The 26,096-nt window shown below is 61.1% G+C and carries 23 protein-coding genes; 15 read left to right on the top strand and 8 right to left on the bottom strand.

The window, feature by feature from the left end; genetic code table 11:
• Positions 1-66 precede the first annotated feature (66 nt).
• Positions 67-591, bottom strand: coding sequence for a GNAT family N-acetyltransferase (locus G6K99_RS09640; protein WP_174196401.1), 525 nt, complete (start codon positions 589-591; stop codon positions 67-69).
• Positions 591-2,780: an anthranilate synthase gene (locus G6K99_RS09635; protein ID WP_174196400.1), complete on the bottom strand. Its 2,190-nt coding sequence runs from the start codon at positions 2,778-2,780 to the stop codon at positions 591-593. Before G6K99_RS09635 ends, G6K99_RS09640 begins: the two co-directional genes overlap by 1 nt.
• 289 nt (positions 2,781-3,069) lie before the next feature.
• Here G6K99_RS09635 and G6K99_RS09630 point away from each other — a divergent pair, with 289 nt between their 5' ends.
• Positions 3,070-4,356 carry an extensin family protein gene (locus G6K99_RS09630; protein ID WP_174196399.1) on the top strand — a complete coding sequence of 429 codons (1,287 nt, stop codon included), beginning with the start codon at positions 3,070-3,072 and terminating at the stop codon, positions 4,354-4,356.
• A gap of 15 nt (positions 4,357-4,371) precedes the next feature.
• On the opposite strand, the gene G6K99_RS09625 is transcribed toward G6K99_RS09630, so the two are convergent.
• Together G6K99_RS09625 and G6K99_RS09620 are read right to left on the bottom strand one after the other, a co-directional pair.
• The gene (locus tag G6K99_RS09625) at positions 4,372-5,520 is read right to left on the bottom strand and encodes a ceramide glucosyltransferase (protein WP_174196398.1); all 1,149 of its coding nucleotides are present in this window, start codon (positions 5,518-5,520) and stop codon (positions 4,372-4,374) included.
• 166 nt (positions 5,521-5,686) lie between these two features.
• Positions 5,687-7,366 (bottom strand): formate--tetrahydrofolate ligase, encoded by a 1,680-nt coding sequence (locus G6K99_RS09620; RefSeq protein WP_113167205.1) that lies wholly within the window; start codon positions 7,364-7,366, stop codon positions 5,687-5,689.
• A 186-nt stretch (positions 7,367-7,552) separates the two neighbouring features.
• Between G6K99_RS09620 and G6K99_RS09615 the strand changes: the two genes are divergently transcribed.
• The 4 genes from G6K99_RS09615 to G6K99_RS09600 all read left to right on the top strand — a co-directional run bounded on the left by G6K99_RS09615 (position 7,553) and on the right by G6K99_RS09600 (position 13,368).
• On the top strand, positions 7,553-9,148 hold the full coding sequence (locus G6K99_RS09615) for a DUF2235 domain-containing protein (RefSeq protein WP_174196397.1): 1,596 nt from the start codon (positions 7,553-7,555) through the stop codon (positions 9,146-9,148).
• 228 nt (positions 9,149-9,376) lie between these two features.
• Entirely contained in the window at positions 9,377-11,710 is a 2,334-nt protein-coding gene (locus G6K99_RS09610; RefSeq protein ID WP_174196396.1) for a TonB-dependent hemoglobin/transferrin/lactoferrin family receptor, read from the top strand.
• A 190-nt stretch (positions 11,711-11,900) separates the two neighbouring features.
• Positions 11,901-12,422, top strand: a complete 522-nt coding sequence (locus G6K99_RS09605; protein WP_082472017.1) for a TIGR00645 family protein — start codon at positions 11,901-11,903, stop codon at positions 12,420-12,422.
• Positions 12,423-12,648: 226 nt separating this feature from the next.
• Positions 12,649-13,368: a LuxR C-terminal-related transcriptional regulator gene (locus G6K99_RS09600; protein ID WP_062455631.1), complete on the top strand. Its 720-nt coding sequence runs from the start codon at positions 12,649-12,651 to the stop codon at positions 13,366-13,368.
• Between the two features lie 21 nt (positions 13,369-13,389).
• On the opposite strand, the gene G6K99_RS09595 is transcribed toward G6K99_RS09600, so the two are convergent.
• From G6K99_RS09595 to G6K99_RS09585, 3 genes are all read right to left on the bottom strand, one after another.
• Complete coding sequence (locus tag G6K99_RS09595) at positions 13,390-14,580, bottom strand: DUF2333 family protein (RefSeq protein ID WP_062455628.1); 1,191 nt, start codon at positions 14,578-14,580, stop codon at positions 13,390-13,392.
• 111 nt (positions 14,581-14,691) lie between these two features.
• A complete protein-coding gene (locus tag G6K99_RS09590; protein ID WP_174196395.1) occupies positions 14,692-15,630 on the bottom strand; it encodes a hypothetical protein in 939 nt (312 codons plus the stop codon).
• 129 nt (positions 15,631-15,759) lie between these two features.
• Positions 15,760-16,341 carry a thymidine kinase gene (locus G6K99_RS09585; protein ID WP_062455623.1) on the bottom strand — a complete coding sequence of 194 codons (582 nt, stop codon included), beginning with the start codon at positions 16,339-16,341 and terminating at the stop codon, positions 15,760-15,762.
• Between the two features lie 193 nt (positions 16,342-16,534).
• Here G6K99_RS09585 and G6K99_RS09580 point away from each other — a divergent pair, with 193 nt between their 5' ends.
• The 5 genes from G6K99_RS09580 to G6K99_RS09560 all read left to right on the top strand — a co-directional run bounded on the left by G6K99_RS09580 (position 16,535) and on the right by G6K99_RS09560 (position 20,888).
• Positions 16,535-17,482, top strand: coding sequence for a choline ABC transporter substrate-binding protein (locus G6K99_RS09580; protein WP_371816182.1), 948 nt, complete (start codon positions 16,535-16,537; stop codon positions 17,480-17,482).
• 145 nt (positions 17,483-17,627) lie between these two features.
• The gene (gene choW / locus G6K99_RS09575; RefSeq protein ID WP_092660294.1) at positions 17,628-18,503 is read left to right on the top strand and encodes a choline ABC transporter permease subunit; all 876 of its coding nucleotides are present in this window, start codon (positions 17,628-17,630) and stop codon (positions 18,501-18,503) included.
• Positions 18,500-19,573, top strand: coding sequence for a choline ABC transporter ATP-binding protein (gene choV, locus G6K99_RS09570; RefSeq protein WP_244631419.1), 1,074 nt, complete (start codon positions 18,500-18,502; stop codon positions 19,571-19,573). Before choW ends, choV begins: the two co-directional genes overlap by 4 nt.
• A 103-nt stretch (positions 19,574-19,676) precedes the next feature.
• A complete protein-coding gene (locus tag G6K99_RS09565) occupies positions 19,677-20,453 on the top strand; it encodes a HugZ family protein (protein ID WP_174196806.1) in 777 nt (258 codons plus the stop codon).
• 114 nt (positions 20,454-20,567) lie between these two features.
• Positions 20,568-20,888 carry a helix-turn-helix transcriptional regulator gene (locus G6K99_RS09560; protein WP_062457893.1) on the top strand — a complete coding sequence of 107 codons (321 nt, stop codon included), beginning with the start codon at positions 20,568-20,570 and terminating at the stop codon, positions 20,886-20,888.
• A gap of 163 nt (positions 20,889-21,051) precedes the next feature.
• Here G6K99_RS09560 and G6K99_RS09555 read toward each other — a convergent pair whose 3' ends face one another.
• Positions 21,052-21,894 (bottom strand): alpha/beta fold hydrolase, encoded by an 843-nt coding sequence (locus G6K99_RS09555; protein WP_174196393.1) that lies wholly within the window; start codon positions 21,892-21,894, stop codon positions 21,052-21,054.
• A gap of 179 nt (positions 21,895-22,073) precedes the next feature.
• Between G6K99_RS09555 and G6K99_RS09550 the strand changes: the two genes are divergently transcribed.
• The 5 genes from G6K99_RS09550 to G6K99_RS09530 all read left to right on the top strand — a co-directional run bounded on the left by G6K99_RS09550 (position 22,074) and on the right by G6K99_RS09530 (position 26,051).
• Entirely contained in the window at positions 22,074-22,484 is a 411-nt protein-coding gene (locus tag G6K99_RS09550) for a helix-turn-helix transcriptional regulator (protein ID WP_113167198.1), read from the top strand.
• On the top strand, positions 22,481-23,014 hold the full coding sequence (locus tag G6K99_RS09545) for an SRPBCC family protein (protein ID WP_062455606.1): 534 nt from the start codon (positions 22,481-22,483) through the stop codon (positions 23,012-23,014). The genes G6K99_RS09550 and G6K99_RS09545 overlap by 4 nt, the downstream gene beginning before the upstream one ends.
• Before the next feature lie 71 nt (positions 23,015-23,085).
• Complete coding sequence (locus G6K99_RS09540) at positions 23,086-23,502, top strand: GFA family protein (protein ID WP_062455604.1); 417 nt, start codon at positions 23,086-23,088, stop codon at positions 23,500-23,502.
• 156 nt (positions 23,503-23,658) lie between these two features.
• On the top strand, positions 23,659-24,756 hold the full coding sequence (locus tag G6K99_RS09535; RefSeq protein ID WP_062455601.1) for a carboxynorspermidine decarboxylase: 1,098 nt from the start codon (positions 23,659-23,661) through the stop codon (positions 24,754-24,756).
• A 53-nt stretch (positions 24,757-24,809) separates the two neighbouring features.
• Entirely contained in the window at positions 24,810-26,051 is a 1,242-nt protein-coding gene (locus tag G6K99_RS09530; protein WP_174196392.1) for a saccharopine dehydrogenase family protein, read from the top strand.
• The last annotated feature ends 45 nt before the right edge of the window (positions 26,052-26,096 follow it).

The raw sequence follows: 26,096 nt of genomic DNA, 5'->3' as shown, positions 1-26,096 counted from the left end.
CGTCGTCAGACGTTATCAACAACGGGGCATCGTCGCAGGCGGGCATCGGGCGTCAGAGACCAGGCGTCAGGTAAAGATTAGCGCCATCCGCACGCTGTCCAGGTAGCATCCGTCGATCTTCAACGCATCGCGCGCCACGCCCTCCACCTGAAATCCCACCTTCCGGTAAAGCGCGATCGCCCGGTGATTGTCCGCATGCACGTCGAGTTCGACGCGGTGAATGCCGGACCGGTTGGCGGCCTCGACCGCGTTAACGATCAGCCGACGGCCTAGGCCTCTATCGCGAAACCCGGGAATGATGCCCATGCCGAGCAGGCCGCGATGAGCATGCACATCGCGCTCCAGCCTTCGGATATCGCACCAGCCGACGACCTCACCGTCAGCGACTGCGACGATGTGCGGATTGCCAGCAGCCACGCTCTCGCGCACGAAATCCCGCATCTCGTCGATCGGCGGGGCACGCAGAAACACCATGTAGCGCCGCTCCCGGCAGACGATATCGAGCGCCTTGTGAAAGCCCTCGATATACTCGTCCCGGAGCGGTTCGATGGTGACGCCGTCAGCGCCGCCCACCGTGTCGGCATCGTCCATCAGGCCGCCTTTGTCGCGCGCTTTCTCGAAAGGTTTGCCACCACGTTCTCGATCATCCGCATGCCGGCATCGCCGCCCAGCGTCATGATCGATTCCGGGTGGAACTGCACCGCGGCGATCGGCTCGCTGGCGTGTTCGATCCCCATGATCGTGCCATCCTCGCTTTCGGCGGTGATGATGAAATCGGAGGGCAGCGTCGATGGATCGGCAAAGATCGAGTGATAGCGCCCGACGGTGACATCCTTCGCCAGCCCCGAGAACACGATGCCCGGCTCCAGAACCCGGATCCGCGAAGGCTTGCCGTGCATCGGCAGCGCCAGTTGCCGCAACTCGCCGCCATAGGCTTCGGCCAGCGCCTGCAGGCCAAGGCACACGCCAAAGATCGGCAGGTCTTTTGCCCGCGCCGCCTTGATCGTCGCCTTGCAGTCGAAATCCTTCGGATTGCCCGGCCCCGGCGACAGGACGACGAGATCCGGATCGATCCGGGTAAACACCTCTTCCGGCACCGGCGAGCGAACGGTCGAGACCGTCGCTCCCGTCTGGCGGAAGTAGTTGGCAAGCGTGTGGACGAAACTGTCTTCGTGGTCGACCAGCAGGATCTTCACCCCCTGGCCCACCTTGGCGACGTCACGCGAAGCCTTGGCCGTGTTGCCGGCGCGCGCATCGCGGATCGCCGAAATCATCGCCGATGCCTTGAGCTCAGTCTCGGCCTCTTCCTCATGCGGATCCGAATCGTTGAGCAGCGTCGCACCGGCACGCACTTCGGCAATGCCGTCCTTGACGCGGATGGTGCGCAGCGTCAGCCCCGTATTCATGTCGCCGTTGAAGCCGACCATGCCGATCGCGCCGCCATACCAGGCGCGCGGGCTCTTTTCGTTGGCCTCGACAAACCGCATCGCCCACAGCTTTGGCGCACCGGTCACGGTCACTGCCCAGGCGTGGCTCAGGAACCCGTCGAACGCATCCATATCCGGACGCAGCCGTCCCTCGATATGGTCGACTGTGTGGATGAGCCGCGAATACATCTCGATCTGCCGGCGGCCGATCACCTTGACCGAACCCGGCTCGCAGACGCGCGACTTGTCGTTGCGGTCGACGTCGGAGCACATGGTGAGCTCGGATTCGTCCTTCTTGGAATTGAGCAGCTTCAGGATCTGCTCAGAGTCGGAAATCGCATCCTCTCCGCGCTTGATCGTGCCCGAAATCGGGCAGGTCTCGATGCGACGGCCGGACACCCGCACGAACATTTCGGGCGATGCGCCGATCAGATATTCCTGGTTGCCGAGATTGATGAAGAACGAATAGGGCGACGGGTTGATCGCCTTCAGCCGGTTGGAAATCTGCGACGGATTGCTGTCGCAGCGCTCCATGAACTTCTGGCCCGGAACCACTTCGAACAGATCGCCGCGGCGAAAGCTTTCCTTGGCGCGGGTAACGAGGCTCGCGTATTCCCCCGGCTTGTGGTCGCCCTTCGGCGGCGTCACCGTGGTGCGCAGGAACGGCTCGGGCGCGATATCCTGCGCCTTGCCTTCCGTCGTCACGCCGTCCTTGGCAAAGTCGTAGCGATCGACCCAAGCCTTTGCCGCATGGTGGTCGACGACCAGAATTTCGTCGGGGAGATAGAGAACCATGTCGCGCTGGTCTTCCGGACGCTGCATCGAAAGCTTGATCGCATCGAACTGGAACGCAAGATCGTAGCCGAAAGCCCCGAACAGACCGATCGCCGAATCCGCATCCGAATGGAAGAGATCGACGACGGCTCTCAGCGCGGTAAACACCGTCGGCATCTTCGAGCGCTCTTCCTCGGTAAACACGCGGGACGGCTGGTTGACGGTCAGATCCAGACGGCGGTCGGTGCGCTCGCCGAGCGTCAGGTCGGAAATCGTCGCAAGCTTGTCGGTGATAAACGACAGAAGCACTTCGCCGCGAACGTTATAGGCCTCGATCCACATTGCGCGGCCGTTGCAGGTAATGCCGAGTGGCGGATCGGCAATCGCCGTATCCCAGCGGGTATAGCGCCCCGGATATTCGTAGTTGGAGGAAAACACCGCGCCACGGCGCTCGTCGAGCCGGTCGACATAAGACGAGATTGCGGTTGCATATTCGGCCGGCCTGCGGGCTCGGCTGACGCTGATTCCGCCCTTGGTTTCGTAGGTCTCGGACCCGTCGTCGTGAATGATCGTCGCCATGTCTGCCTCTAAAATCCCTGTTGATCTGCCCGGGTTTTGAGAAGCGGCCAACAAAAAAGCCGCCTCGGTAATCGGGCGGCTTGTTCATAGTCTTGTCGATGGACATGACTGGTCAAGGCCGCGTCAGCGTGCCCACCACCAGTTACCGTTGTTGCTCATCGAAATCATCATGGAGCGAATTGTTAGCGCGGCTCCGGCAAACGCGCAAGTGGATTTATTTGGCCACAATGCGACCAAAACAGGGTCATCCGCGTTGCGTCTCCGAAACATGGGAAAGGACGACCGAAGGATGAAGCATACTCTATGCCTTCTCGCTTTAAGCACTTCGCTGGCAATGAGCGCACCGCTGACACTGGGTGCAGCGCCTCTGCCCGCCCGCCCAGCACCGCAAGGCTCGACGCCGAACGTTGTCGAAATCAACATCATCGACCAGTTCATGCGCGATGCCGGACGCACCCGCAAACAGTCGACGCGCAAATCCTCGTCCGGCAAAAACCAGTCGACCCGCCCCGCACAGGGTGCCCAGAACCAGAGCCGAGCCGCGATCCCCGCCGCCCCCGCCCTCGCTACCGTTCCGCTTCCCATGGCGAAGCCGGGTGGTGAACCCGTGCCCGAGGCAACGGCGGCAACGGCCGCAGCCGCTGCTACACCTGAGGTCGCCGCAAAGCCCGTCGAAGCAAAGCCCGAGAACCCGCCCGAAACCCCTGCGGAGAAGCCTGCAGAGCGCCCCGCAGAGCCACCTGTCCCGGCCCCCGAACAGACCCAGAGCCCGGAACAGACCGGTAAAGCTCCTGAAGAAACCATCCCGACCCCCACTCCCAAGCCGGAAGAACCCGCAGAACAGAAGCCCGCCGCATCGAGCGACGACGGCAAGACTGAACCTGCCAAACCGGACGCCGCCAAGCCAGACGACAAGGCACCGCAGGACAAGGCCGCTGATGACAAAACTCCGGCCGACAAGCCTGCGGACGAAAAGCAGGAACAGGCCGAGACCCCGCCTCCTCCGCCTCTCGTCGAGGAAGACGCCGCAGAACTGAAAGCCTGCCTTGCAGACCTCGGTGCCATCGGCGCCAAGTTCGAATCCGTCAAACCGATCGACGACGGCAATGGCTGCGGCATCAAGCAGCCGATCGAGGTGGCGCAGGTTCTGCCCGGCGTCGATCTCGGCGGCGCCACTATGCGCTGCAAGACGGCGCTGACCATGGCCCACTGGCTGAAGGATACGGTCCAGCCCGCGCTCAACATCGCCATGCCAGGCCGCAAGATCACCGGTCTTGTCCCGGGCTCCACCTACCAGTGCCGCCTCAGAAACAGCGCCTCGACCGGCAAGATCTCCGAGCATGGACGCGGCAACGCCTTCGATGTCGCCGCCTTCAAGCTAGACAATGGCGAGAAGGTCGTGATGAAACGGCGTGAGGACGATCACACGCTGGAAGGTGCCTTCCAGATGACCGCCACCGCCGGCGCCTGCCTGCATTTCACGACGGTCCTCGCACCGGGAAGCGATGCCGCCCACGAGGATCACCTCCACCTCGATATCATCGAGCGGGATGGCGGTTACCGCATCTGCGAGTAGTCGTTGAGGGTAGGGTCAGGCCGGCGAGGAGCCGGTCAGCCGGCTTTCCTGGGTGCCGATCGTCATCGCATTGCCGCGCCATTCGAACGATCCGGAAAGCCAGCTTCTGATCCAGATCGCCGGCAGCATCACGTCGCGCACCATCATCGCCGGCAGCGACAGGATCGACAGCCGCCAGCCCTTGGCGAGCGCAAGGGCGAGTTCCGGCAGGTAGGTTGCGGCAAACACAGTTGCGGCCACCACTGCCGAATTGAGATCCAGCAGGACGGCTGCGATCAGCCCGAGTGCCAGAGGCGGCAGCGCCCCGAGCAGGATCTCCGGGGTGAAGAACAGCGGAAATGTCACCCGCCGCAGCCGGGCCCAGCGCGTCTGGCGCGACCAGATTTCCTCCAGCCCCCGGCGCCCGAGCGGCTGCTCGAACGGCGCCGACACCAGATGCACTTTCTTGCCATGCCGGTTGACGAGCTTGGTCGACGCCGCGTCCTCGGCAATCTCGGCCGCCAGCGCCTGGATGCCGCCGGCCGCATCCAGAAACGGCTTGTGCCACAGCATGCTCTTGCCCTGCGCAAAGCCGAGCCCTAGCGCCTCGCCGACATATTGCCAGCGCGCCTGCAGCGTATTCAGGAACGCGCACTCCACTTCCGCCCAGAACCCGTCCGGCCGCGATCCGATCGGTGTCGAACAGACAAGCCCGGTATCGGCCCGCCATCCGGAAACGAGGTTCTGGATATAGTCCTTCGGCATCAGCACGTTGGAATCGGCAAGCACCACCCATTCGTGGCGCGCCGCATGCCAGCCCTTGGCGCAGTTGTTGAGCTTGGGATTGGCGCTGATCCGGTCATCGCCGATCAGAAGCCGCGCCGGCACGGCCGGATGCGCGGCCATCGCCGAGCGGATTTCCGCGATGATCGGATCACCCTCGTCCTGTACGCAAAAGATCAGCTCGTAATCCGGCCACTCAAGCTTGAATGCATGCGTAAGCGTCAGACTGGAATAGGCCTCGATGCCGCGCACCGGAATGACGATCGAGACCCCGTCCGGCTTGATGGCCGCCGGCGTGTCGCTCGCCTTGTCACGATGCGAAAGCCGCCGCCCGGCGATAGCGATGCTGAAGAGATTGATCGCCAGAAGGGCCATGGCGAGTGTCGCAAGAACAAGATCCATCCTGATGTTCCCGATGGCCGGCCCCGAATCGTCGGGTCACCGCCAGTGCCTGAAGAGTAAGGACAAACAGACCATTTCGGTGTGACAGACGCATGACGTTGCCCCTCACCCGCGAAGGCGAGAGGCAAGGACGATCCGGAGAATACCCGCTGGGCAGCCTCTATGCTTAGAACAGCCCTTCAATCAGCCCATCCGCGTTGAGATGGATCCGCTCGGCCGAAGGCGCGCTCGGAAGGCCCGGCATGGTCATGATCTCGCCGGTGATCGCCACGATAAAGCCGGCGCCGGCCGACAGCCGCACTTCGCGCACATGCACCACATGCCCTTCCGGAGCACCGCGCAGGTTGGGGTCGGTGGAGAACGAATACTGCGTCTTGGCGATGCAGACCGGCAGATGGCCGTAACCAGCACTTTCCCAGGCCTTCAGCTGATCGCGCACCGGCTTTTCCGCCGTCACCTCGCCGGCATGATAGATCTTGGTGGCGACCGCCTCGATCTTTTCCATCAGCGGCATGTCGTCAGGATAGATCGGCTTGAAGTTGGCGGCACCGCTTGTCGCCAGTTCCACCACCTTGTAGGACAGTTCCTCGATGCCGGCGGAACCTTCCGCCCAGTGACGGCAGAGGATCGCCTCGGCGCCGTGATGCGAGACGTAGTCCTTGATCGCCGCCACTTCCGCATCGGTATCCGAGATGAAGTGATTGATCGCGACCACGACCGGCACGCCGAACTTGCGCACATTTGCGATGTGGCGTCCCAGGTTCGAACAGCCGCGCGTCAGCGCCTCGACATTCTCTGTCCCGAGATCGTCCTTCTTCACGCCGCCATTCATCTTCAGCGCCCGGATGGTCGCAACGATCACGGCTGCGTCGGGCTTCAGCCCTGCCTTGCGGCACTTGATGTCGAAGAACTTTTCGGCCCCCAGATCCGCTCCGAACCCCGCTTCGGTCACCACGTAGTCGCCAAGCTTCAGCGCCGTCTTCGTCGCGATCACGGAATTGCAGCCATGGGCGATGTTGGCGAACGGCCCGCCATGCACCAGCGCCGGATTGTTTTCCAGCGTCTGCACCAGGTTCGGCTGCATCGCGTCTTTCAAAAGCACCGCCATCGCCTTGTCGGCCTTGATGTCGCGGGCATAGACCGGCGAGCGGTCGAACCGGTAGCCGATGACGATATCGCCGAGCCGCTTTTCGAGGTCGGCCAGATCCTGCGCCAGACAGAGGATCGCCATCACTTCGGATGCGACGGTAATGTCGAAGCCGCTTTCGCGGGCAAACCCGTTCGACACGCCGCCGAGCGAGGTCACGGTCTGGCGCAGCGCCCGGTCGTTCATGTCCATCACCCGCCGCCAGGTGATGCGGCGCGTGTCGATGTCGAGCGCGTTGCCCCAGTAGACATGGTTGTCGATCATCGCCGACAGGAGATTGTGCGCAGAGGTAATGGCGTGGAAGTCACCGGTGAAATGCAGGTTGATGTCTTCCATCGGCACGACCTGCGCATAGCCGCCGCCGGCAGCCCCGCCCTTGACGCCGAAACAGGGGCCGAGCGACGGCTCGCGCACGCAGATCACGGCCTTCTTGCCGATCCGGTTCAGCCCGTCGCCGAGGCCTACCGTGGTCGTCGTCTTGCCCTCGCCGGCAGGCGTCGGATTGATCGCCGTCACGAGGATCAGCTTGCCATCGGGGCGGCCCTGGAGCGAGCCGATGAAATCGGCCCCGATCTTCGCCTTGTCATGGCCGTAGGGCACCAACGCCTCGGGAGAGATGCCAAGCGCCGCGCCAATGTCCGCGATCGGTTTCTTTTTTGCCGCGCGGGCGATCTCGATGTCGGATGGAACGGGGGCCATGCTTGTCTCTCGCTTGTTGGTTTGCGTGAACCATGGCCACAGCCGCTTCCCCACGACAAGCCCGGAACGGGAACAGCGCCCTGATTATGCACACTACAACGCGCTCATCCACACACCAAAGTTGCAATTTAATTCGATACAATCTTATATATCTCTGATCCATGGGGGATCGAGGGGGAACGACCAATGAACCTTATTCTCTGCTGCGACGGCACCTGGAACACGCCCGACGATATGGATGGCGGCCAGCCTAGCCCGACCAATGTTCGCAAGATTTACAATGCAGTCGCCGACAAGGATGCCGCTGGCATCAAACAGGATGCCTACTATCACCCCGGTGTCGGCACAGACGGAACCTGGTGGCGACGTGCGGTGGAAGGCGGTACCGGCAAGGGTCTCGCTGACAACATCAAGGGCGCTTACAAATGGCTTGCCAGCACCTACAAATCCGGAGATCAAATCTATCTGTTCGGCTTCAGCCGTGGCGCCTACACGGTCCGCAGCCTCGGCGGCATGATCTCCAAATGCGGCCTTCTGGATATCAAAGCCTCTAAGCTCGACGAAGAGGGAACCTGGAAGGCGATCGAGGCGATTTTCACGGAGTACCGCGCCAAGAGCGAAGCCGGCACCAAGCGCAAACAGTCCGGCAAGATCCACTTCCACAACGTCGCCCCAGGCGGCACCCGCAATGCCTCAACGCTCATCCAGTTCATCGGCGTCTGGGATACGGTTGGCGCGCTCGGCATTCCCGATGACATGGGGTTTCTCAACCTTCTCGACAACCCGGAGAACCATGAGTTTCACGATACGACACTCGGTTCCGCCGTCCTCAACGCCCGCCATGCGGTGGCGCTCGACGAGTTCCGCCAAAGTTTCATGCCGACGCTCTGGGTCAAGCCGGATGGCTGGACCGGAACGCTGAAACAGGTCTGGTTCCCGGGCGTGCATGGTGATGTCGGCGGTGGCTATGCCGCAACAGGCCTTTCGGACGGCGCTCTCCTGTGGATGATGAACGAGGCAAAAAGCTGCGGCCTCGTATTCCGCGAAGGGGCTGAAAACCAGCTGAGGCCGGATCCGCGCGGCGTGCTGCATGATTCCGCCAGTGGCATCTTCGCCAAGCTGAAAACGAGACCGCGCGCCGTACCGCACGTGACCGCAACGCCTTCAGAAGATTTGCACAGCTCCGCCTCCGAGCGGCACCGCACCCCGCCCTTGTCGCAGGGGCGCTACCGGCACGCCAACGCAGACCTGCCCGCAGAGGTCGACGTCTTCGCACGCGACCACTGGAACGACACCGGCATCTTTCTGCAGAAGGGCATCACCTACACGTTCGTCGCGAAAGGCGAGTGGACCGATGGCACGGTCCTGTGCAACGCCGATGGCCCGAAAGATGGAGGAAACTTCCAGGCCGGTGAGATTGCCCATATTGCCTCGAGCGGCCTTGGCCAGCTCGAGAAGGCGTGGAAATGGTCGACCGGAAACCAGCAGGTGGATTTCTGGTGGACCCGTCGCGAGGAGGAGCTTCCCTGGTTCAGCCTGATCGGCGTGATCGCCAACGACGTGCCGCCGCCCGCTCAGCAGCAGACGCCCAAGAACGGCATTCTCAAACTGCCCCACGAGGTGTTTCTCATCCGCAGCAAGGCGAAATTCACACCGAAGGGCGACGGCTATCTTTACTGCTTCGCCAACGATGCCTGGGGCGCCTACGGCAACAACCGCGGCAGCGTCAGGCTGACAGTCGCCCCTTCCCCGTCTTCCGCAAACCCACCACCGAGCCACTGACCAACCACGCCGTGACGACGACTAACACTCGTCACGGCGTGCTCTCACCATACGCCGCGCAAAAACATGAGTATTACACTCAGATTCAAACTTGACTCATTTAGTTTAGATTTCTAAGGCTTTTTGCGGGGCTTCTGCTTCGGCGGAAATCAAACAATCCGAACGTTACCCGGACGCAGGCTATCGCCGCGCCCGATGTCTCTGCATGTCTTTTTGAGGGGAACCACCATGCCTACCCGTTCGTCGCGGCATCGCCATCTCTACGCCGGAACTGCCGCACTTCTGCTGATCACGGCCGCGCCGCCGGCATGGGCGCAAGAGACTGCCCAGACCGCCGCTGGAACGACCGCCGCTGGAACGACCGCCGCGACCCAGGTTGCCGATGGCCAGGATACGACCGCCCTGAAGCCGATCGTGTTGCGCGACGGGACTTCCGTCGGCAAGTCCGACTCGCCGCTGACCGAAACGACAGATCGTCAGGTCATCCAGGACCGGATGGTCACCGATTTCAAGGATTTCTCCCGTCGCGTCGATGCCGGCGTCACCTTCAACCGGCAGAGCCAGAGCATCAACATTCGCGGTCTGCAAAACGAGCGCGTCCTGACGACGATCGACGGGATCCGCCAGCCCTGGCTGACCGACCCGCGCGATAGCGCCCGTGGTGGCAACAACGCCTTCGATTTCGACACGCTTTCGACGATCGACATCACCAAGGGTGCCGATTCGAGCCGCGTCGGATCCGGCGCCCTCGGCGGCGCGGTCCAGCTCTACACGATCAATCCGGAAGACCTGATCGAGGACGGCCGTAATTTCGGCGCTCTGACCAAGAGCACCTATGACAGCGCCGACCGCAGCCTCGGCAACAATGCCGCCATCGCCGCACGACACAATGACAGCTGGTTCATGCTCCAGGGCGGCTACAAGCGCGGCAACGAGACCGATAACGAGGGCGAAATAGGTGGTTACGGCACCACCCGCACGGAGGCCAATCCAAGCGATTACTGGCAGCGCAACCTGCTCGCCAAGTTCCACCAGTATATCGAGGGCGGCCATCGTTTCGGCCTGACCGGCGAACTCTTCAACAAGGAGATCGACAGCGACAACATGCGCGGCACGACCACGAGCTACCAGCAGGGCACGCTGAAGAGCGGCGAAGAGGTCGATCGCAAGCGGCTGTCGGCATCCTACGACTTTACCTCCCCCAGCGGCGGCGACATCGTCGATCAGGCGAGCATCATCACCTACTGGCAAAAGCAGCGACTGAACAACACGACGGACGGGTTCCGCCTTACCGACCCACGCGGCTCAATCATTCCCGGCGACCCCTTCTTCTACGGCTCCCCAAGCGGTATCTACAGCCGAGACAACCAGCTGACACAGGATAGCTACGGCATCTCCGGCAGCGCCTCGAAGGAACTGACCATCGGCGGCGTCAGCCACGAATTCCGGTTCGGCGGCGAGCTCTCCTGGCAGAAGACCTATCAATACTCCTCCGGCGTCGACAATTGCCCTGATGTCGACTGGACGACCATCCCGCAACCCTTCGGTCCCCAGTCCTGCCGCATGCTCCATTCCAATTCGTCCGATATGCCTGACGTCGACGGGATGATCTTCGGCATGTATGCCGAAGACGACATCAAGTTCTTCGAGGACCGCCTGACGGTGACGCCCGGTGTGCGCTTCGACTGGTACGATTACGATCCGAAATCGACCGCAAGCTTCGAGGACAGCCCGAACTACGATCCGGCCTATCTCGAAAGCAACAATGATTTCGGCATCTCGCCAAAACTCCGTTTCGGCTGGAAGGCGACCCAGGAACTGGAACTGTTTGCCCAGTATGCCCGCGGCTTCCGCGCGCCGACCGCGACCGAGCTTTACCAGAATTACGGGGCTCCGGGCTCCTATGCCCGCATCGGCAATCCTGATCTCGAAACCGAAACCAGCAACGGCTTTGAAATCGGCGCCAAATACGACGCGGCCGACTATTCGTTCAAGGCGACCGCCTTCAACAACTACTACAAGAACTTCATCGACACGGTCACCATCGCGCCTCCAGGCGGTGAGTACCCGGTCGGCGGCATCACCGGCTACGAAAACCTCAACCACGTCCGCATCTACGGCATCGAGGTGGGCGGCGAATGGCGCTTCGATCCAAGCTGGCGCACTTGGGGCTCGTTTGCCTATTCGCACGGCAAGGATACCGATACCGGCGACTACCTGAACTCGGTCGCGCCGCTGCGCGCCATCATCGGCCTTGGCTATTCATCCGAGACCTGGGGCTCGGACGTCTCGCTGACGCTTGCGTCCTCCCGCAACAAGGTCAGCGGCACCGGCTTCGAAGCACCCGGTTACGGTCTCGTCGATACGACCGTGTGGTGGGCACCCGAAAAGGTTGGTACCGTCGATCTCTCGGGCCTCAAGGTTCAGGCCGGCGTCTTCAACGTGTTCGACAAGAAGTACTTTGACGCGGTCAGCGTCCCGGACGGCGTTTCGGCTTCGGCGCAAGACTTCTACAGCGAGCCCGGCCGCAGCTTCAAACTGTCAGTGACCAAGAAGTTCTGATCCCTCCCCGACGATCGCCCCTTTGATCCCAGACGCCGCATTCCCCATCGAACGGAGCCAGGAAAGTTGAACACAGCTTTCCGGGGGCAGTTCCCGAGGGGTGCGGCGTTTTCGTCAGAATAGACATCTTGCACCGGTTTTCGGCCCGGCTTATGGGAATCTCCAGCGCCTGCAACGGAGAACGGCCCCCATGAAATCGCTGGAACTGCTTGTCGAGAAGATCATCCTCTCCAGTCGCTGGCTGCTCGTCGTCTTCTATCTGGGCCTGGTTGCCGCACTCGCCGTCTACGCGCTGTCTTTCATGTTCAAGTTCTGGAAAGTCGCCAAGGAAGTCTTCACGCTGAGTGAAGCCGAAATGATCCTCGCCATGCTGGGTCTCATTGATGCGGCACTCGTTGCGAGCCTGATCGTGATGGTGATGATCTCTGGTTACGAGAACTTCGTTAGCCGCTTCGACGAAACGGAAGCCGACGTTTCGTTCCTCGGCAAACTGGATGCCGGAAGCCTCAAGATCAAGGTCGCCTCCTCCATCGTTGCCATCTCGTCGATCCATCTCCTGCAGATCTTCCTCAATGCCAACCAGTACTCGGATACCACGCTGATGTGGTACACGATCATCCACCTCACCTTTGTGGTCTCGGCCGTCATGCTCGGCTGGCTGGAGAAGATCATGGCGACGACAAAGGCCCACAAACACGAAACCAAGCTTTGACCGACTCAGGGTCTAAATTACCCCGGATCAGGCCGGACCGGTGATTGACGAACCGCAAAAGGGCTTGCGAATGAGCCCATCTCGGCGATACATGAGACAAATATAACAGTATCTCGGAAAATTACTCCACACGGGGGCTTTTGCTCACTTTTCCGCTGGATTTACAAAGCGATTAGTATATTTGTTGCGCTTAACATAATAACCATTCACTTTTTTCGAAGCTAATATGATCACGCTGGAGCGGCAATCGATCCTCAACGGCGAAATTTCTGCAGCCTACTCCCGTGCGGAGATTTCGACGGTCTTTGAACGGGCCACACGCGAATTTGGCTTGCGCCATTTCGCTCTGGTCAAGCTTCCGCCTGCAAGCGAGACGCTTCTGTCCCGCATCATCGTCGAGACCAATCTTCCCAAGGACTATATCCGCGAATTCGATCGACTGCGGCTGCTGCCACGCACCCGGATGGCGGATGCCACGAGCGGCTGGTCGCTCCCGGACTGTTGCTGTCTCGATGATCGCAACTCGCCTGGCCAGCTCCCGCCGGACCTGATCGCCCTGCGCCGTCAGTACGGCATGATCACCAGCGTGGCGATGGCGCTTCATTCGGTCGATGGTACCGGCTTCCGCATCCGCATGTCGGGAGATCGTCCGCGCCTGACCCAGGCGGAACTGAACGAAATCGGCATGGTGATTTTGCACGCCTTCGCGGTGTTCGATCGCATCCGCCGATCGGAGCAGGCATCGACCTTCGGGCCGCTGACCACGCGGGAACTTGAAGTCGTACGCTGGACGGCACAGGGCAAGACCTCGTCCGAAATCGGCAAGATCCTGTCCCTCTCCGATCACACGGTCAACGCCTACATGACCAATGCCATCAAGAAGCTCGATTGCGTCAACCGCACCCAGCTTGTGGCAAAAGCGCTGAGACTGCGGCTGATCAGCTAGCGCTGCCGCAGCCGCACCGTCTTACCGATCCAGTACGCCGCGCACTTCAACGAGGTTGGAGCGCACCATCAGCGTATGGAAGCCCATCACCGACAGATGGCTCGGCATGATCATCCCATCTTCCGCCCCATTGGACACGATCGACGGCTGGATGCGAAGTGCTGCGCGGAAACGCGACAGCGTCTCGTTCCAAAGCTGCGTCAGGTTGCGCTCGCGAATGACCTGCGAGAAGTCGGCACCAGCTGCGGAAAGCACGGCGTAATAGCCGTAGAGCTGGCCATAGGCGAACCAGAAACGGTCGTCGGCACGGGTATCGAACCAGCCCGCCGCATGGTTTTCCGACCGGTCGCGCAGGATCGCAGCCGTCGCACCAAGATCATTGGCGATCCGGTCGACGAACTGCACGAGATTGTCGGAGCGGCTGTCGAAGGTCGCGTTGCAGGCGGTGAGATCTGCGTTGAAGGCGCGCAGCTTTTCGATCGCGGTGCGATAGTAGCTCGGCGTCGGCGTCTTGAAACCAAACGGATCGACACCGAAATACCAGGAATACTCATCAAACTGCAGGTTGCCGCGGGCATCCTGTAGGTTGGTGTTGACACCCGACGTGCCACGCACGCGGCCGAGCGTATCGACAAGTTCGCTGGACGTGCGCCGCACGGCCTGGTTCACGCCGCGTTGGAACGAAGCCTTGTTGTCGAGAAATGGCGTGTTGTCCCAGCTGATGCCGAAGAAGCCGAGCCGGTAGAGCAGCATGGACGAGATCCACGCATTCTGGTTCACGTTGGCGTCGGTCAGATCCGCCGCCGCATCGACGATCGCCGACGACTGGCACTGGCGGGCAGCCACAACAGGCGCGGCGGGCACCGGAGAAGACGCGGCCGTCCCGTTCGATGTTTCGGCAGCAGCAGCCGCCACGGGCGCCGTCGCAGGAAGATCCTGGCCGGCCGGCACGGTGCGCTCATTCCAGCGATAGGCATCGACAAAGCTCGGGTTGAACCCGGTCCAGATCTGGGTCTGCACGAAGAAATAGCCGTAAAGACCAAACAGGATAACGAGGAATGCCAGGATCGGCGCCTTCACCATCAGGTGCCGCTCGCCATACCAGCCGTGAGCGGCGCGAAACGGCCAGACGATCCCGGCGACGAGCAGTCCGATGCCCCTTGCGATCGCCTTGCCCAGGGTCTGAAGTGAGGCCTTGAGCCGATCGAGCATCCTGTTCTCCTGTCTGTGGGGCCGATAGGTCCGCCCGGTTGTTCCAACAGATATGGTTCCGCAAGCAGGCAAACAACCGCGCTGCACAAAAATCGGCAGCGGAGCACGGGTTTACGATCGCAGATAGCCGCCAAACGGCCAGTGCGGCATCCTCCAACGCCCGTCACTGGCGCTCGTCACAGCCGTCACCTCTCCAGGCTCGCTCCCATCGGTCACGGACACCGGATCGGTCTCCGCCTTCGGCAGGAACCGGTCGGCAAAGGCCTGTTGCGCCGCCCGCTTTGCTTGCCCGGCACCGGAGGCCCGCCAGGCACTTTCGGCAAATACCCCTGCTACCGGAACACTGTAGGGGAGAAGACCCTGCAGCGGTGGATCGCGCTGCCAGAGCGCCTGATGAACTGCCAGCAGGTCGCCGGTGTCGAAAAGCACCTTGTGGCGCAAGATATTGAGCGTCATCACGCTGGCATTCATCCGGTCGGTTATACCGTTCATCAGCCGGAAAAGGCCTTCCGTCCGGCCCACCGCGTCGGGTTTGGACAGATCCTCGCCCATCAACCCGCGCACCAGCTCCCTGCGGTGGTCGGCAAGGTCGAGAAGCCCCCTCTCGAACCGGTAGCGTCCCATCATCAGCGCGACACGTTCCTTGTCGAGCAGCGTGTAGAAAGCATTTCCAACATCGAGGAGCTGCTTCACGGGCTCGATGCCCGTCCTGTTTTGCCCCGAACGTTGACCGGACCATTTCGTGGTCCAGCCGAGTATGCGCTTCAAACTGGTGGGCTCGACAGGATCGTCGAAGGTCTGCCGCAGCCTCGTCACCGCATCGCCGAACGCGCCGACCGCTTTGGCGAGATCCGCCTGCAGGCCGTCGCCCATCATCGCCACCCGTGCCTGCCGCTCGGCCTCGGCTTCGAGGTCTGCGACATCTGGAACGTGTCTGTCCTTCACCCCTCGCGAAAGCATCGCTTCGGATGTGGCGAGCTCGTCCCACATTGCCTGAAACGCCGTCGCGATCCGGGATATTTCCTCGTGAAATCGCCGGTAATCTCCCATGCCCTGCCCTCCCCAAAGCACTCCCGGGGCCATGCCACCGTCCGGGAGAATTTCAAGGTATCACAGGCTGGAAAAATCGCTACGGCGTTTCAACGCAAACGGGAACAGTGACATTCTTCGCGTCGCCGCTCACCAGCAACGCATCTTTTCTTCCCAGTGCCGCCGGCAAAGCGAGACGTAGCGGTCGTTACCGCCCACTTCAACCTGTGCGCCTTCGCGAAGCGCCTCGCCATCGGCATCCACACGCACGACCATCGTTGCCTTGCGCCCGCAATGGCAGATCGTGCGGACTTCACGCAGTTCGTCGGCAATCGCCAGCAACTCCTGCGACCCCGGAAACAGCTTTCCGCGGAAATCGGTCCGCAGACCATAGGCCATGACCGGAATGCCGACGCGGTCGGTGATGCGGGCAAGCTGCCACACCTGCTCGGAGGTCAGGAACTGCGCCTCGTCGATAAAGACGCAGGTCAGCGGCTCCTGCGCATGCAAGGTTGAAATTTCGGCATAGAGATCGTCCGCCGGGCTGAATGGGATTGCCTCGGACGACAACCCGATCCGCGATGCAACGCGCCCCTGGCCGCCCCGGTGGTCGAAGTCGGCGATGAAGATTGCCGTGCGCATGCCGCGTTCGCGGTAGTTGTAGGATGCCTGCAGCAGCATGGTCGATTTGCCGGCATTCATCGTTGCATAGTGGAAGTAAAGCTTGGCCATGCGGCTTTGTGATGCCGATCGGCATCGAAGAAAAGCGCTGCCACGCAAAACCCACAAAAAATACGCGAACGACCCATCAATCGGCGCCTTGTCGCAAATGGTGGCTTCAGACGCCGTGATGCACAAGCTTGCCTGTTTCGGAGAGATATTGATAAGGTTGGGCATGATTTTAATGGGGAGCATAAAAATGACCATGACCGTTTCGACCAAGACCATTCTGGCCGCCGCCGTCTCCATGATGGCGCTGAGCGGAGCTGCTTCGGCCGCCGAGCCGGCAAGCTGCGGCACCGTCCGTTTCTCCGATGTCGGCTGGACCGACATCACCGCCACGACCGCCACCGCCTCCGTCCTTTTGAAGGCGCTCGGCTATGAGACGGATGTGAAGGTGCTTTCGGTGCCGGTCACCTATTCGTCGCTGAAAAACAAGGATATTGACGTCTTTCTCGGCAACTGGATGCCGACCCAGGAAGCCGACGTCCGGCCCTTCCTCACCGACAAGTCGGTCGAATCCATCGGCCCCAACCTCGTCGGCGCCAAGTACACGCTGGCAACCAATTCCAAGGGCGCCGAACTCGGAATCAAGGACTTCAAGGATATCGCAGCCAAGGCCGATGCTTTGGGCGGCAAGATCTATGGCATCGAACCCGGCAATGACGGCAACCGCCTGATCCTCGGCATGATCGAGAAGGACACATTCGGCCTCAAGAAGCTGGAAGTGGTGGAATCTTCTGAACAGGGCATGCTGGCCCAGGTCGCCCGCGCCGACAAGGCCGGCGAACCCGTCGTCTTCCTCGGCTGGGAACCGCATCCGATGAACGCCAACTTCAAGCTGACCTACCTCACCGGCGGTGATGACGTGTTCGGCGCGAATTTCGGCGGCGCCGAAGTCTATACCAACGTCCGCGCCGGCTACACGCAGGAATGCCCCAATGTCGGCACCTTCATCAAGAACCTGAAGTTCTCGCTGCCGATGGAAAACCAGATCATGGGCGGCATCCTCAACGACGGTGAAGAGCCGGAAGCATCCGCGACCACGTGGCTGAAGGCCAATGGCGCTGCGATCACCCCGTGGCTTGCCGGCGTCACCACCAAGGACGGCAAGCCCGCCGAGGCAGCGGTCAAGGCCGAACTCGGCCTGTAAGACGCGTCGCAAACCGGCGAATGCCGGCGGTGTGATCCTCGGGCCCGTCCCGAGGATCCGCTGACGTTGGTAGACCCTTGGGGGCGCCCTCGATGGTAACGCTTTCGCTCCTTGTATTTCCTTCCAGACGAGGCAGGCACGCGACGTGAACTGGCTAACCAACTCGCTCCCGAACTGGCTTGTGGATTCCACCGGCAAGATCCGCCTTGGAAACTGGGCGAAAGATGCGGTCGACTGGCTGACCACCAATGCCGACTGGTTCTTCAACTGGCTTGCCACCGTGCTGTCGGCGGTCATCGATGCGATCCTGTACGTGCTGCAGGGGCCGAACCCCTTCGTGCTGATCGCCATCGTCACAGCGCTCGCCTTCGGGCTGAGACGATCCGTCTCGATATCAGCCTTCACCGCAATCGGTCTGTTGCTGATCTATAACCAGGGCTACTGGAAGGAGACGACGGAGACGCTGGCGCTAGTGCTTGCAGCCACCGCCGTCTGCATGGCGGTCGGCATTCCGATCGGCATCGCTGCTGCCCGTCGCCCCTGGCTCTACGAAATCCTGCGGCCGATCCTCGACCTGATGCAGACCATTCCCACCTTCGTCTATCTCATCCCGGCGCTCATTCTGTTCGGCCTCGGCATGGTGCCGGGCCTTATCGCAACCGTCATCTTCGCCATCCCCGCCCCGGTCCGCCTCACCCGCCTCGGCATCATCTCGACGCCCGGATCTCTGACCGAAGCAGCCGTCGCCTTCGGCGCGACGCCGTCGCAGGTCTTGCGCAAGATCGAGCTTCCTTACGCGATGCCGCAGATCATGGCAGGCCTTACCCAGACAATCATGCTGTCTTTGTCGATGGTGGTAATCGCAGCGCTTGTCGGTGCCCCCGGTCTCGGCGTACCGGTCGTGCGGGCGCTCAACACCGTCAACATCGCCCGCGGCTTCGATGCCGGCTTCTGCATCGTCATCCTGGCGATCATTCTCGACCGCATGTTCAGAACGGCAGAACCGGGAGGCAAGTCATGACCGACGCGATGAACCGGACCGCGCCTGCCGCCGTCACCTTCTCGAATGTCGATATCATCTTCGGCAACAACCCGGAACGGGCTGTCAAACTGCTCGACCAGGGCATGACGCGCGACCAGATCTCGGAAGAAACCGGGATCGTGCTCGGTGTCGCCGATGCCACGCTGTCGGTGCGCGAAGGCGAAATCCTGGTGCTGATGGGCCTGTCCGGATCCGGCAAGTCGACGCTCCTGCGCGCCGTCAATGGTCTGGCGCCGGTCGTGCGCGGCGCGGTCAGCGTCGGCACCCCGTCCGGACCGGTCGATCCCTACAAGGCCGGCACCCGCACCCTGCGCGATCTTCGGATGCACACGGTTTCGATGGTCTTCCAGCAGTTCGCGCTGCTGCCGTGGCGTACCGTCGCCGACAATGTCGGCTTCGGGCTGGAGCTTGCCGGCGTCGCCGAACCGGAGCGGCGCAAGCGCGTCGACGAACAGCTGGAACTCGTCAACCTCAGCCAGTGGGCGGATCGCAAGGTGGGTGAACTCTCCGGCGGCATGCAGCAGCGTGTCGGCCTTGCCCGCGCCTTTGCCACCGGCGCACCGATCCTGCTGATGGACGAACCGTTTTCGGCGCTCGATCCGTTGATCCGCACCCGCCTTCAGGACGAGCTGCTGGAATTCCAGCGCCGCCTGAAAAAGACCATCCTGTTCGTCAGCCACGACCTCGACGAGGCTTTCCGCATCGGCAACCGCATCGCCATCATGGAAGGCGGCCGTATCGTCCAGTGCGGCACCCCGCAGCAGATCGTCCAGGCACCCGCAAACCAGTATGTCGCCGATTTCGTCCAGCACATGAACCCGATCAGCCTGCTCACCGCCGGCGACGTGATGCGGCAAGGGGTAACCGCCGATGCCGGGGCACCGCCGGTGTCGGCAACAGCGAAGAGCACCACGCCGCTGGTCGACATCATGGATGCGCTGGCCCGGCAGAGGGGATCGATCGCGGTCGTCGATAACGGCGCCGTCGTCGGCGCGATTACGGCTGACGACGTGATTGCAGGTCTGACACGCCATCGACGCCGGACTTGATGCAAATCAAGGCGGACTGACACTCGTTTGTTAATGATCTGCTGTTATAGAGATTTGAAATTTAGAACTGGTGAATATTTTGACCGACGAGCTGCAGGGCGCAATGACGGTGAGACAGGCTCTTCCACCGACCTCTGCGCAGGAACCTTCGAACGATAAAAGCGTGTTGCGCGACACGGATGAGGAAGCACGCCACCTTGCGCGGATGCTGGTGCGCGGCGCCCGTCACATGGCGCTTGCGGTGCTTGATCCCGCAAGCGGTTTTCCCTCCGCAAGCCGCGTGCTGACCGGAACCGATCTTGATGGCGTGCCGGTGATTCTCGTATCGGCGCTGTCGGGTCATACGAAGGGATTGGCAGGCGATCCCCGCTGTTCTCTCCTCGCCGGCGAGACCGGCAAGGGCGATCCGCTCGCCCATCCGCGAATCACCGTTCAGTGCATTGCGGAAAAAGTGGAAAGAGATAGTCCCGTCCATCTGCGCATCCGCCAGCGGTTTCTGGACCGTCATCCGAAAGCAAAACTCTATATCGACTTTCCGGATTTCTACTTTTTTCGCCTTGTTCCGCAGTCGGCCTCGCTCAACGGCGGCTTTGGCAGGGCCTATGCCTTGGATGGCAGCGACTTTGTCATCGCGAACCCTGGAAGCGGCGAGGAATGGAGTAATTTCTCGCGCGATATCAGAGAGTTGACGGACGAAGCGAACAGCCTTGCCGCACGGCTCGGCGCAAAGAATGCTGGTCAATGGCGGTTCGTCGGTGCAGATAGCGCCGGGCTAGATCTGATCGCCGGAGACACATTGCTGAGACATGAGTTCAGGACGTTGCAATCGTCCCCCGAGCACGCGTCCCAGTATATTTTCAATATGTCTAAAACAGTGTAGTCGACTACCCAAAATCTAGGGATATACAACTTTGATGTCTGCTGGTTTAGTCAGTTCCAGGGACTACGGCATTACCGGAGCACGGCATGCTCAGGAAGAGGGGATAGAGATATGATGGAAACGATGCCACTTTCAGACCACTCGAATGCAGCAGCGAATTTGCTGTCTGCGATGGCAAATCCAAAGCGGCTGATGATTTTGTGCTGCCTGGTCAAGGGCGAAGTAGCTGTGGGGGCACTGGCTACTCAAGTTGGCCTGAGCCAGTCTGCACTGTCACAGCACTTGTCCAAGCTGCGCGCGCAGAAACTGGTGAAGACGCGCCGCGATGCGCAGACGATCTATTATTCGAGTTCCGCGGACTCGGTTCTCAAGGTCCTGTCGACGCTTGAAAACATCTACTGCATCCCGGCTGAGACGAAATCTGCAGCCGCCTGAAATCTTGTCCGCTGCATGACGCGGCGGGTCAGAACGCATCCACACAGCGTTGCCGGCATGGCTGGTAGCATTTTTTCTTTTTGAAATTTGCTTTGTAAGATTTTTTGAAACCGATGAAATCTCTGGAAATGGCTCGTCTCGCGACGAGCCATTTCTGTTTTGACTATGCCTTGAAGAAGGCCAGGAGATCCGCGTTGATGACGTCGGCATGCGTCGTCGCCATGCCATGCGGCAGACCTTCATAGACCTTGAGCGTACCGTTCTTCAAAAGCTTGGATGATAGCATCGCCGAATCGGCGATCGGCACGATCTGGTCGTCGTCGCCATGCATGACGAGAACCGGCAGGTCGATCGCCTTGAGGTCTTCCGTGAAGTCGGTTTCGGAAAACGCCTTGATGCAATCGTAATGCGACTTTGTGCCGCCCATCATGCCCTGACGCCACCAGTTGCGGATGACGCCCTCGGAAACCTTCGCACCGTCGCGGTTGTAGCCGTAGAACGGTCCGGTCGGGATATCGAGAAAGAACTGCGCCCGGTTGGCTGCCTGTGCGGTACGAAATCCGTCGAACACCGACAGCGGCAAACCGCCCGGATTGCTGTCGCTCTGCACCATGACAGGCGGTACAGCACCGATCAGCACGGCCTTGGCGACACGGCCCTTGGGCTGGCCGAATTTCGCGACATAGCGCGTTACCTCGCCGCCACCCGTCGAGTGACCGACATGGATGGCTTCCTTGAGGTCCAGATGCGCCGCCAGTTCGGCCACGTCTGCCGCATAGGTATCCATCTCGTTGCCGGTATCGGTCTGGCTGGAGCGGCCGTGCCCGCGACGGTCATGCGCGATCACGCGATAACCCTGACCCAGGAAGAACAGCATCTGGGCGTCCCAATCGTCGGACGAAAGCGGCCATCCATGATGGAAGACAATCGGCTGGGCGTCCTTGCTGCCCCAGTCCTTGAAGTAGATCTGCGTGCCGTCGCTGGTGGTGATGTAGCTGCTGCTCATGGCTTACCCTCGATTGATCTGACAGGTGAGAGGTGAACGTCTGCATTTGGCTGACCGGTACATCGGGCAGCGCCTGCAGATTATGATTCCCTCTCGCTTTTGCAACTCTTGATAAAAGCCAGAACCGAACATTCAACAATATGGTTGACAATTGCGGCGGAGGTTCTAAGTTAAACCTTATGGTTGAATTAACGGAACATCAGATCGATGCGGTTTTCCAGGCTCTGAGCGACACCACGCGCCGGCAGATGCTGACGGCTCTTGGAAGCGGCGGGCAGACTGTCGGACAACTGGCAGCCCCCTACGACATGTCGCTGGCAGCCGCGTCGAAACACATCAAGGTCTTGGAGGCAGCCGGGCTGGTCCGCCGGGAAATCCAGGGCCGTACGCATCTCTGCCGCCTATCGCCAGGCCCGCTCGCCGCCGCCCACGACTGGCTTGTCTTCTACGAACGCTTCTGGACCGCCGGCCTCGACACGCTCGACCGGCTGTTGCGCGAGGACGATGCGATCAAGACCACCGGCCCGCAAAACGAGGCCACCACCAAAGCCGAAGGAAAACCGCACAGCAAACCGGGAGACGATCAATGACCGACATGACATCGTTGAGCAGGCACGCCTTCATGACAGAACCCCTCGCCCTGACGATCCAGCGCAAGCTACCAGGGCCGATCGAACGCATCTGGGACTATGTCACCGACAGCGATCTGCGCCGCCAGTGGCTCGCGTCCGGCACGATGCCGAGTCAGCCGGGCGGCACGTTCGAGCTCGTCTGGCGCAATGACGAACTCAGCGATGATTCCGCCGGCCGCCCGGAAGGCTTTCCCGAAGAACAGCGCATGCAGAGCGAGATGATCGCCTTCGAAGCACCCCACCGGGTGGTTTTCTCCTGGCCACCTTCAGGCGAGGTCTCGATCGAACTGCAGGCCGTCGGCAAGGATGTTCTTCTGACCCTCACCCACCGCCGCATTTCCGACCGTCGAAACATGGTCATGGTCGGCGCCGGCTGGCATGCCCACCTCGACATCCTCGAGGTCAAGGCAGCGGGCAAAAATCCTGCCGCCTTCTGGCCCGCATGGCTTCGCCTGCGCGAGGAATACGAAGCCATCGTTCCCGCCTGAGATCCTCTAGCGACCACACCCCGCCCCGGCGCGAGCCTCAGGCACCGGCAACCAGAAATGGAGCAGCGTCCATGCATGAACCCTTTACCGGCGGCTGCACCTGCGGCGCCGTCCGTTACACCGTCACCGGCGAACCCGTCGCCATGGTCGATTGTCAGTGCCGTCAGTGCCAGCGCGAAAGCGGCACCGGCCACACGTCCAATCTCGTCTTCGTCGGAGCGACGGTGACGATCGAGGGCCAGCCGAGTCACTGGGAAGCAACAGGCGATGGCGGCACCGTGAAAAGACGCGCCTTTTGCCCAACCTGCGGCGCGCCCGTCTCCATGACCTTTCCGGCCATGCCGGACATGTTTGTCATCCGCGCAGCAAGCCTCGACGCACCGGACCAATATCGGCCGCAGATCATCACGTGGACCGACGCGGCCCAGCCATGGGACCACCTCGACCCGGCCCTCGCGCGCTTTGCGAAGATGCCGCCTGCAGCCTGACGCGAGGCAAACGGGACCGTCTCTGTCTCTGTCAAAAGGGCCGCCAAACCGCGACCCTTTCGACATTCTTGCCCCTCGGGTCTTGAAGATGACAGCCGCCTGAGGCAATAGGCGCCATACGCTTTCCCAGGACCGTCACGAGGCCGACCGCACGATATGCTCCAGACACCCTACTACCTCATCGACAAGTCGAAACTTCTCCGCAACATGGAGAGGATCGCTGCTGTCCGCGAGACGTCGGGCGCCAAGGCATTGCTGGCGCTGAAATGCTTTGCCACATGGTCGGTATTCGATTTCATGCGCGACTATATGGACGGCACCACGTCCTCGTCGCTCAACGAAGTCCGCCTTGGCCACGAGCGCTTCGGCAAGGAAACCCACGCCTATTCAGTGGCCTATGCGGATTACGAGATCGACGAGGTCGTTTCGCATGCCGACAAGATCATCTTCAACTCGATCGGCCAGTTGCAGCGTTTCGAGAGCCAGTCGTCGGGCATTACCCGCGGCCTGCGCCTCAACCCCGGCGTCTCCTCGTCCACCTTCGATCTCGCCGATCCCGCCCGCCCTTTCTCGCGGCTGGGCGAATGGGACCAGAAACAGGTCGAGCCGGTCATGGACCTGATCTCCGGCTTCATGATCCACAACAACTGCGAAAACGGCGACTTCTCGCTGTTTGATCGCATGCTGGGCGAAATCGAGCAGAAGTTCGGCCCCCTGCTGAAAAAGGCCGAATGGGTAAGCCTCGGCGGCGGCATCCATTTCACCGGCGACGACTACCCGGTCGACCTGTTTGCCGAGCGCCTCAAGCGCTTTTCGGGCGAATACGGCGTCCAGGTCTATCTCGAACCGGGCGAAGCCTCGATCACCCGCTCGACGACGCTGGAAACCACCGTCCTCGATACCCTTTACAACGGCAAGAACCTTGTCGTGGTGGATAGCTCCATCGAAGCGCACCTGCTGGATCTTCTGATCTACCGTGAAAACGCAAAGGTTCATCCAAACCAGGGGCCTTATCGTGCCATGGTCTGCGGCAAGTCCTGTCTTGCCGGGGATATTTTCGGCGAGTTCGATTTTCCGAATGAACTGAAAGTTGGCGACCGCATTTCCTTCCAGGATGCCGCCGGCTACACGATGGTCAAGAAAAACTGGTTTAACGGCGTGCAAATGCCGGCAATCGCCATCCGTGAACTGGATGGCAGCCTCAGGACGGTCCGCGAGTTCGGCTACGCGGACTACGAACAAAGCCTATCCTGAGCACAAAGCTCAGCGGCTTCTGACGATTGGACTTGAAGGAACTCGTCCCCACCATGAAAAAGAACGTACTCATCATCGGCGCCGGTGGCGTCGCCCAGGTCGTGGCGCACAAATGCGCCCAGAACAACGACGTGCTCGGCGATATCCATATCGCCTCCCGCACCAAGTCGAAATGTGATGCCATCATCGCCTCGGTCCACGACAAGATGGCGATGAAGACCGAAGGCAAGCTCGAAGGCCACGCCCTCGACGCCCTCGACATCGAAGCCACCAAAGCCCTCATCAAGGCGACCGGCAGCCAGATCGTCATCAATGTCGGCACCGCCTTCCTCAACATGTCGGTGCTGCGCGCCTGCATGGATACCGGCGTCGCCTATATCGACACCGCCATCCACGAAGAGCCGAACAAGATCTGCGAAACCCCGCCGTGGTACGGAAACTACGAGTGGAAGCGTGCGCAGGAATGCGAGGAAAAGGGCATCACCGCCATCCTCGGCGCAGGCTTTGATCCGGGCGTCGTCAACGCGTATGCGCGGCTCGCCAAGGACGACTATCTCGACAAGGTCACCGACGTCGACATCGTCGACATCAATGCCGGCAGCCACGGCAAGTATTTCGCCACCAACTTCGATCCGGAAATCAACTTCCGCGAATTCACCGGTGTCGTCTACGCCTGGCAGGGCGGCGAATGGACCGTCAACAAGATGTTCGAAATCGGCAAGGACTACGACCTGCCGGTCGTCGGCACCCGCCGCGCCTATCTCTGCGGCCATGACGAAGTGCATTCGCTGGCAAAGAACATGGATGGCGCCGACGTGCGCTTCTGGATGGGCTTTGGCGATCACTACATCAACGTCTTCACCGTCCTGAAGTCGATCGGCCTTCTCTCGGAGCAGCCGGTCAAGCTTGCCGACGGTTCCGAAGTCGTGCCGCTCAAGGTCGTCAAGGCCTGCCTGCCCGACCCGTCGTCGCTCGCGCCGGAATACGAAGGCAAGACCTGCATCGGCGATTTCGTGAAGGGCATCAAGGACGGCAAGGAACGCACGGTGTTCATCTACAACGTCGCCGACCACAAGGAAGCCTATAACGAAGTGGGCTCCCAGGGCATCAGCTATACCGCGGGCGTTCCCCCGGTCGCCGCCGCCATGCTGGTGGCATCAGGTGAATGGGATGTGAAGAAGATGGCAAACGTCGAAGAACTGGCGCCAAAGCCTTTCCTCAACATCTTGAACAAGATCGGCCTGCAGACCTGCATCCGCGACGAAAATGGCGAACGCGAGCTGCATTTCGACTGAGATCGGAACATCAGCCCTTCAAGCATCAAAAAAGCCCGCGAGCGA

Source organism: Neorhizobium sp. AL 9.2.2 (genome assembly GCF_013317225.1).
Lineage (GTDB): Bacteria > Pseudomonadota > Alphaproteobacteria > Rhizobiales > Rhizobiaceae > Neorhizobium > Neorhizobium soli.
Note: the sequence above shows the minus strand (reverse complement) of the source record. Positions and strands in the feature narration are given on the sequence as shown.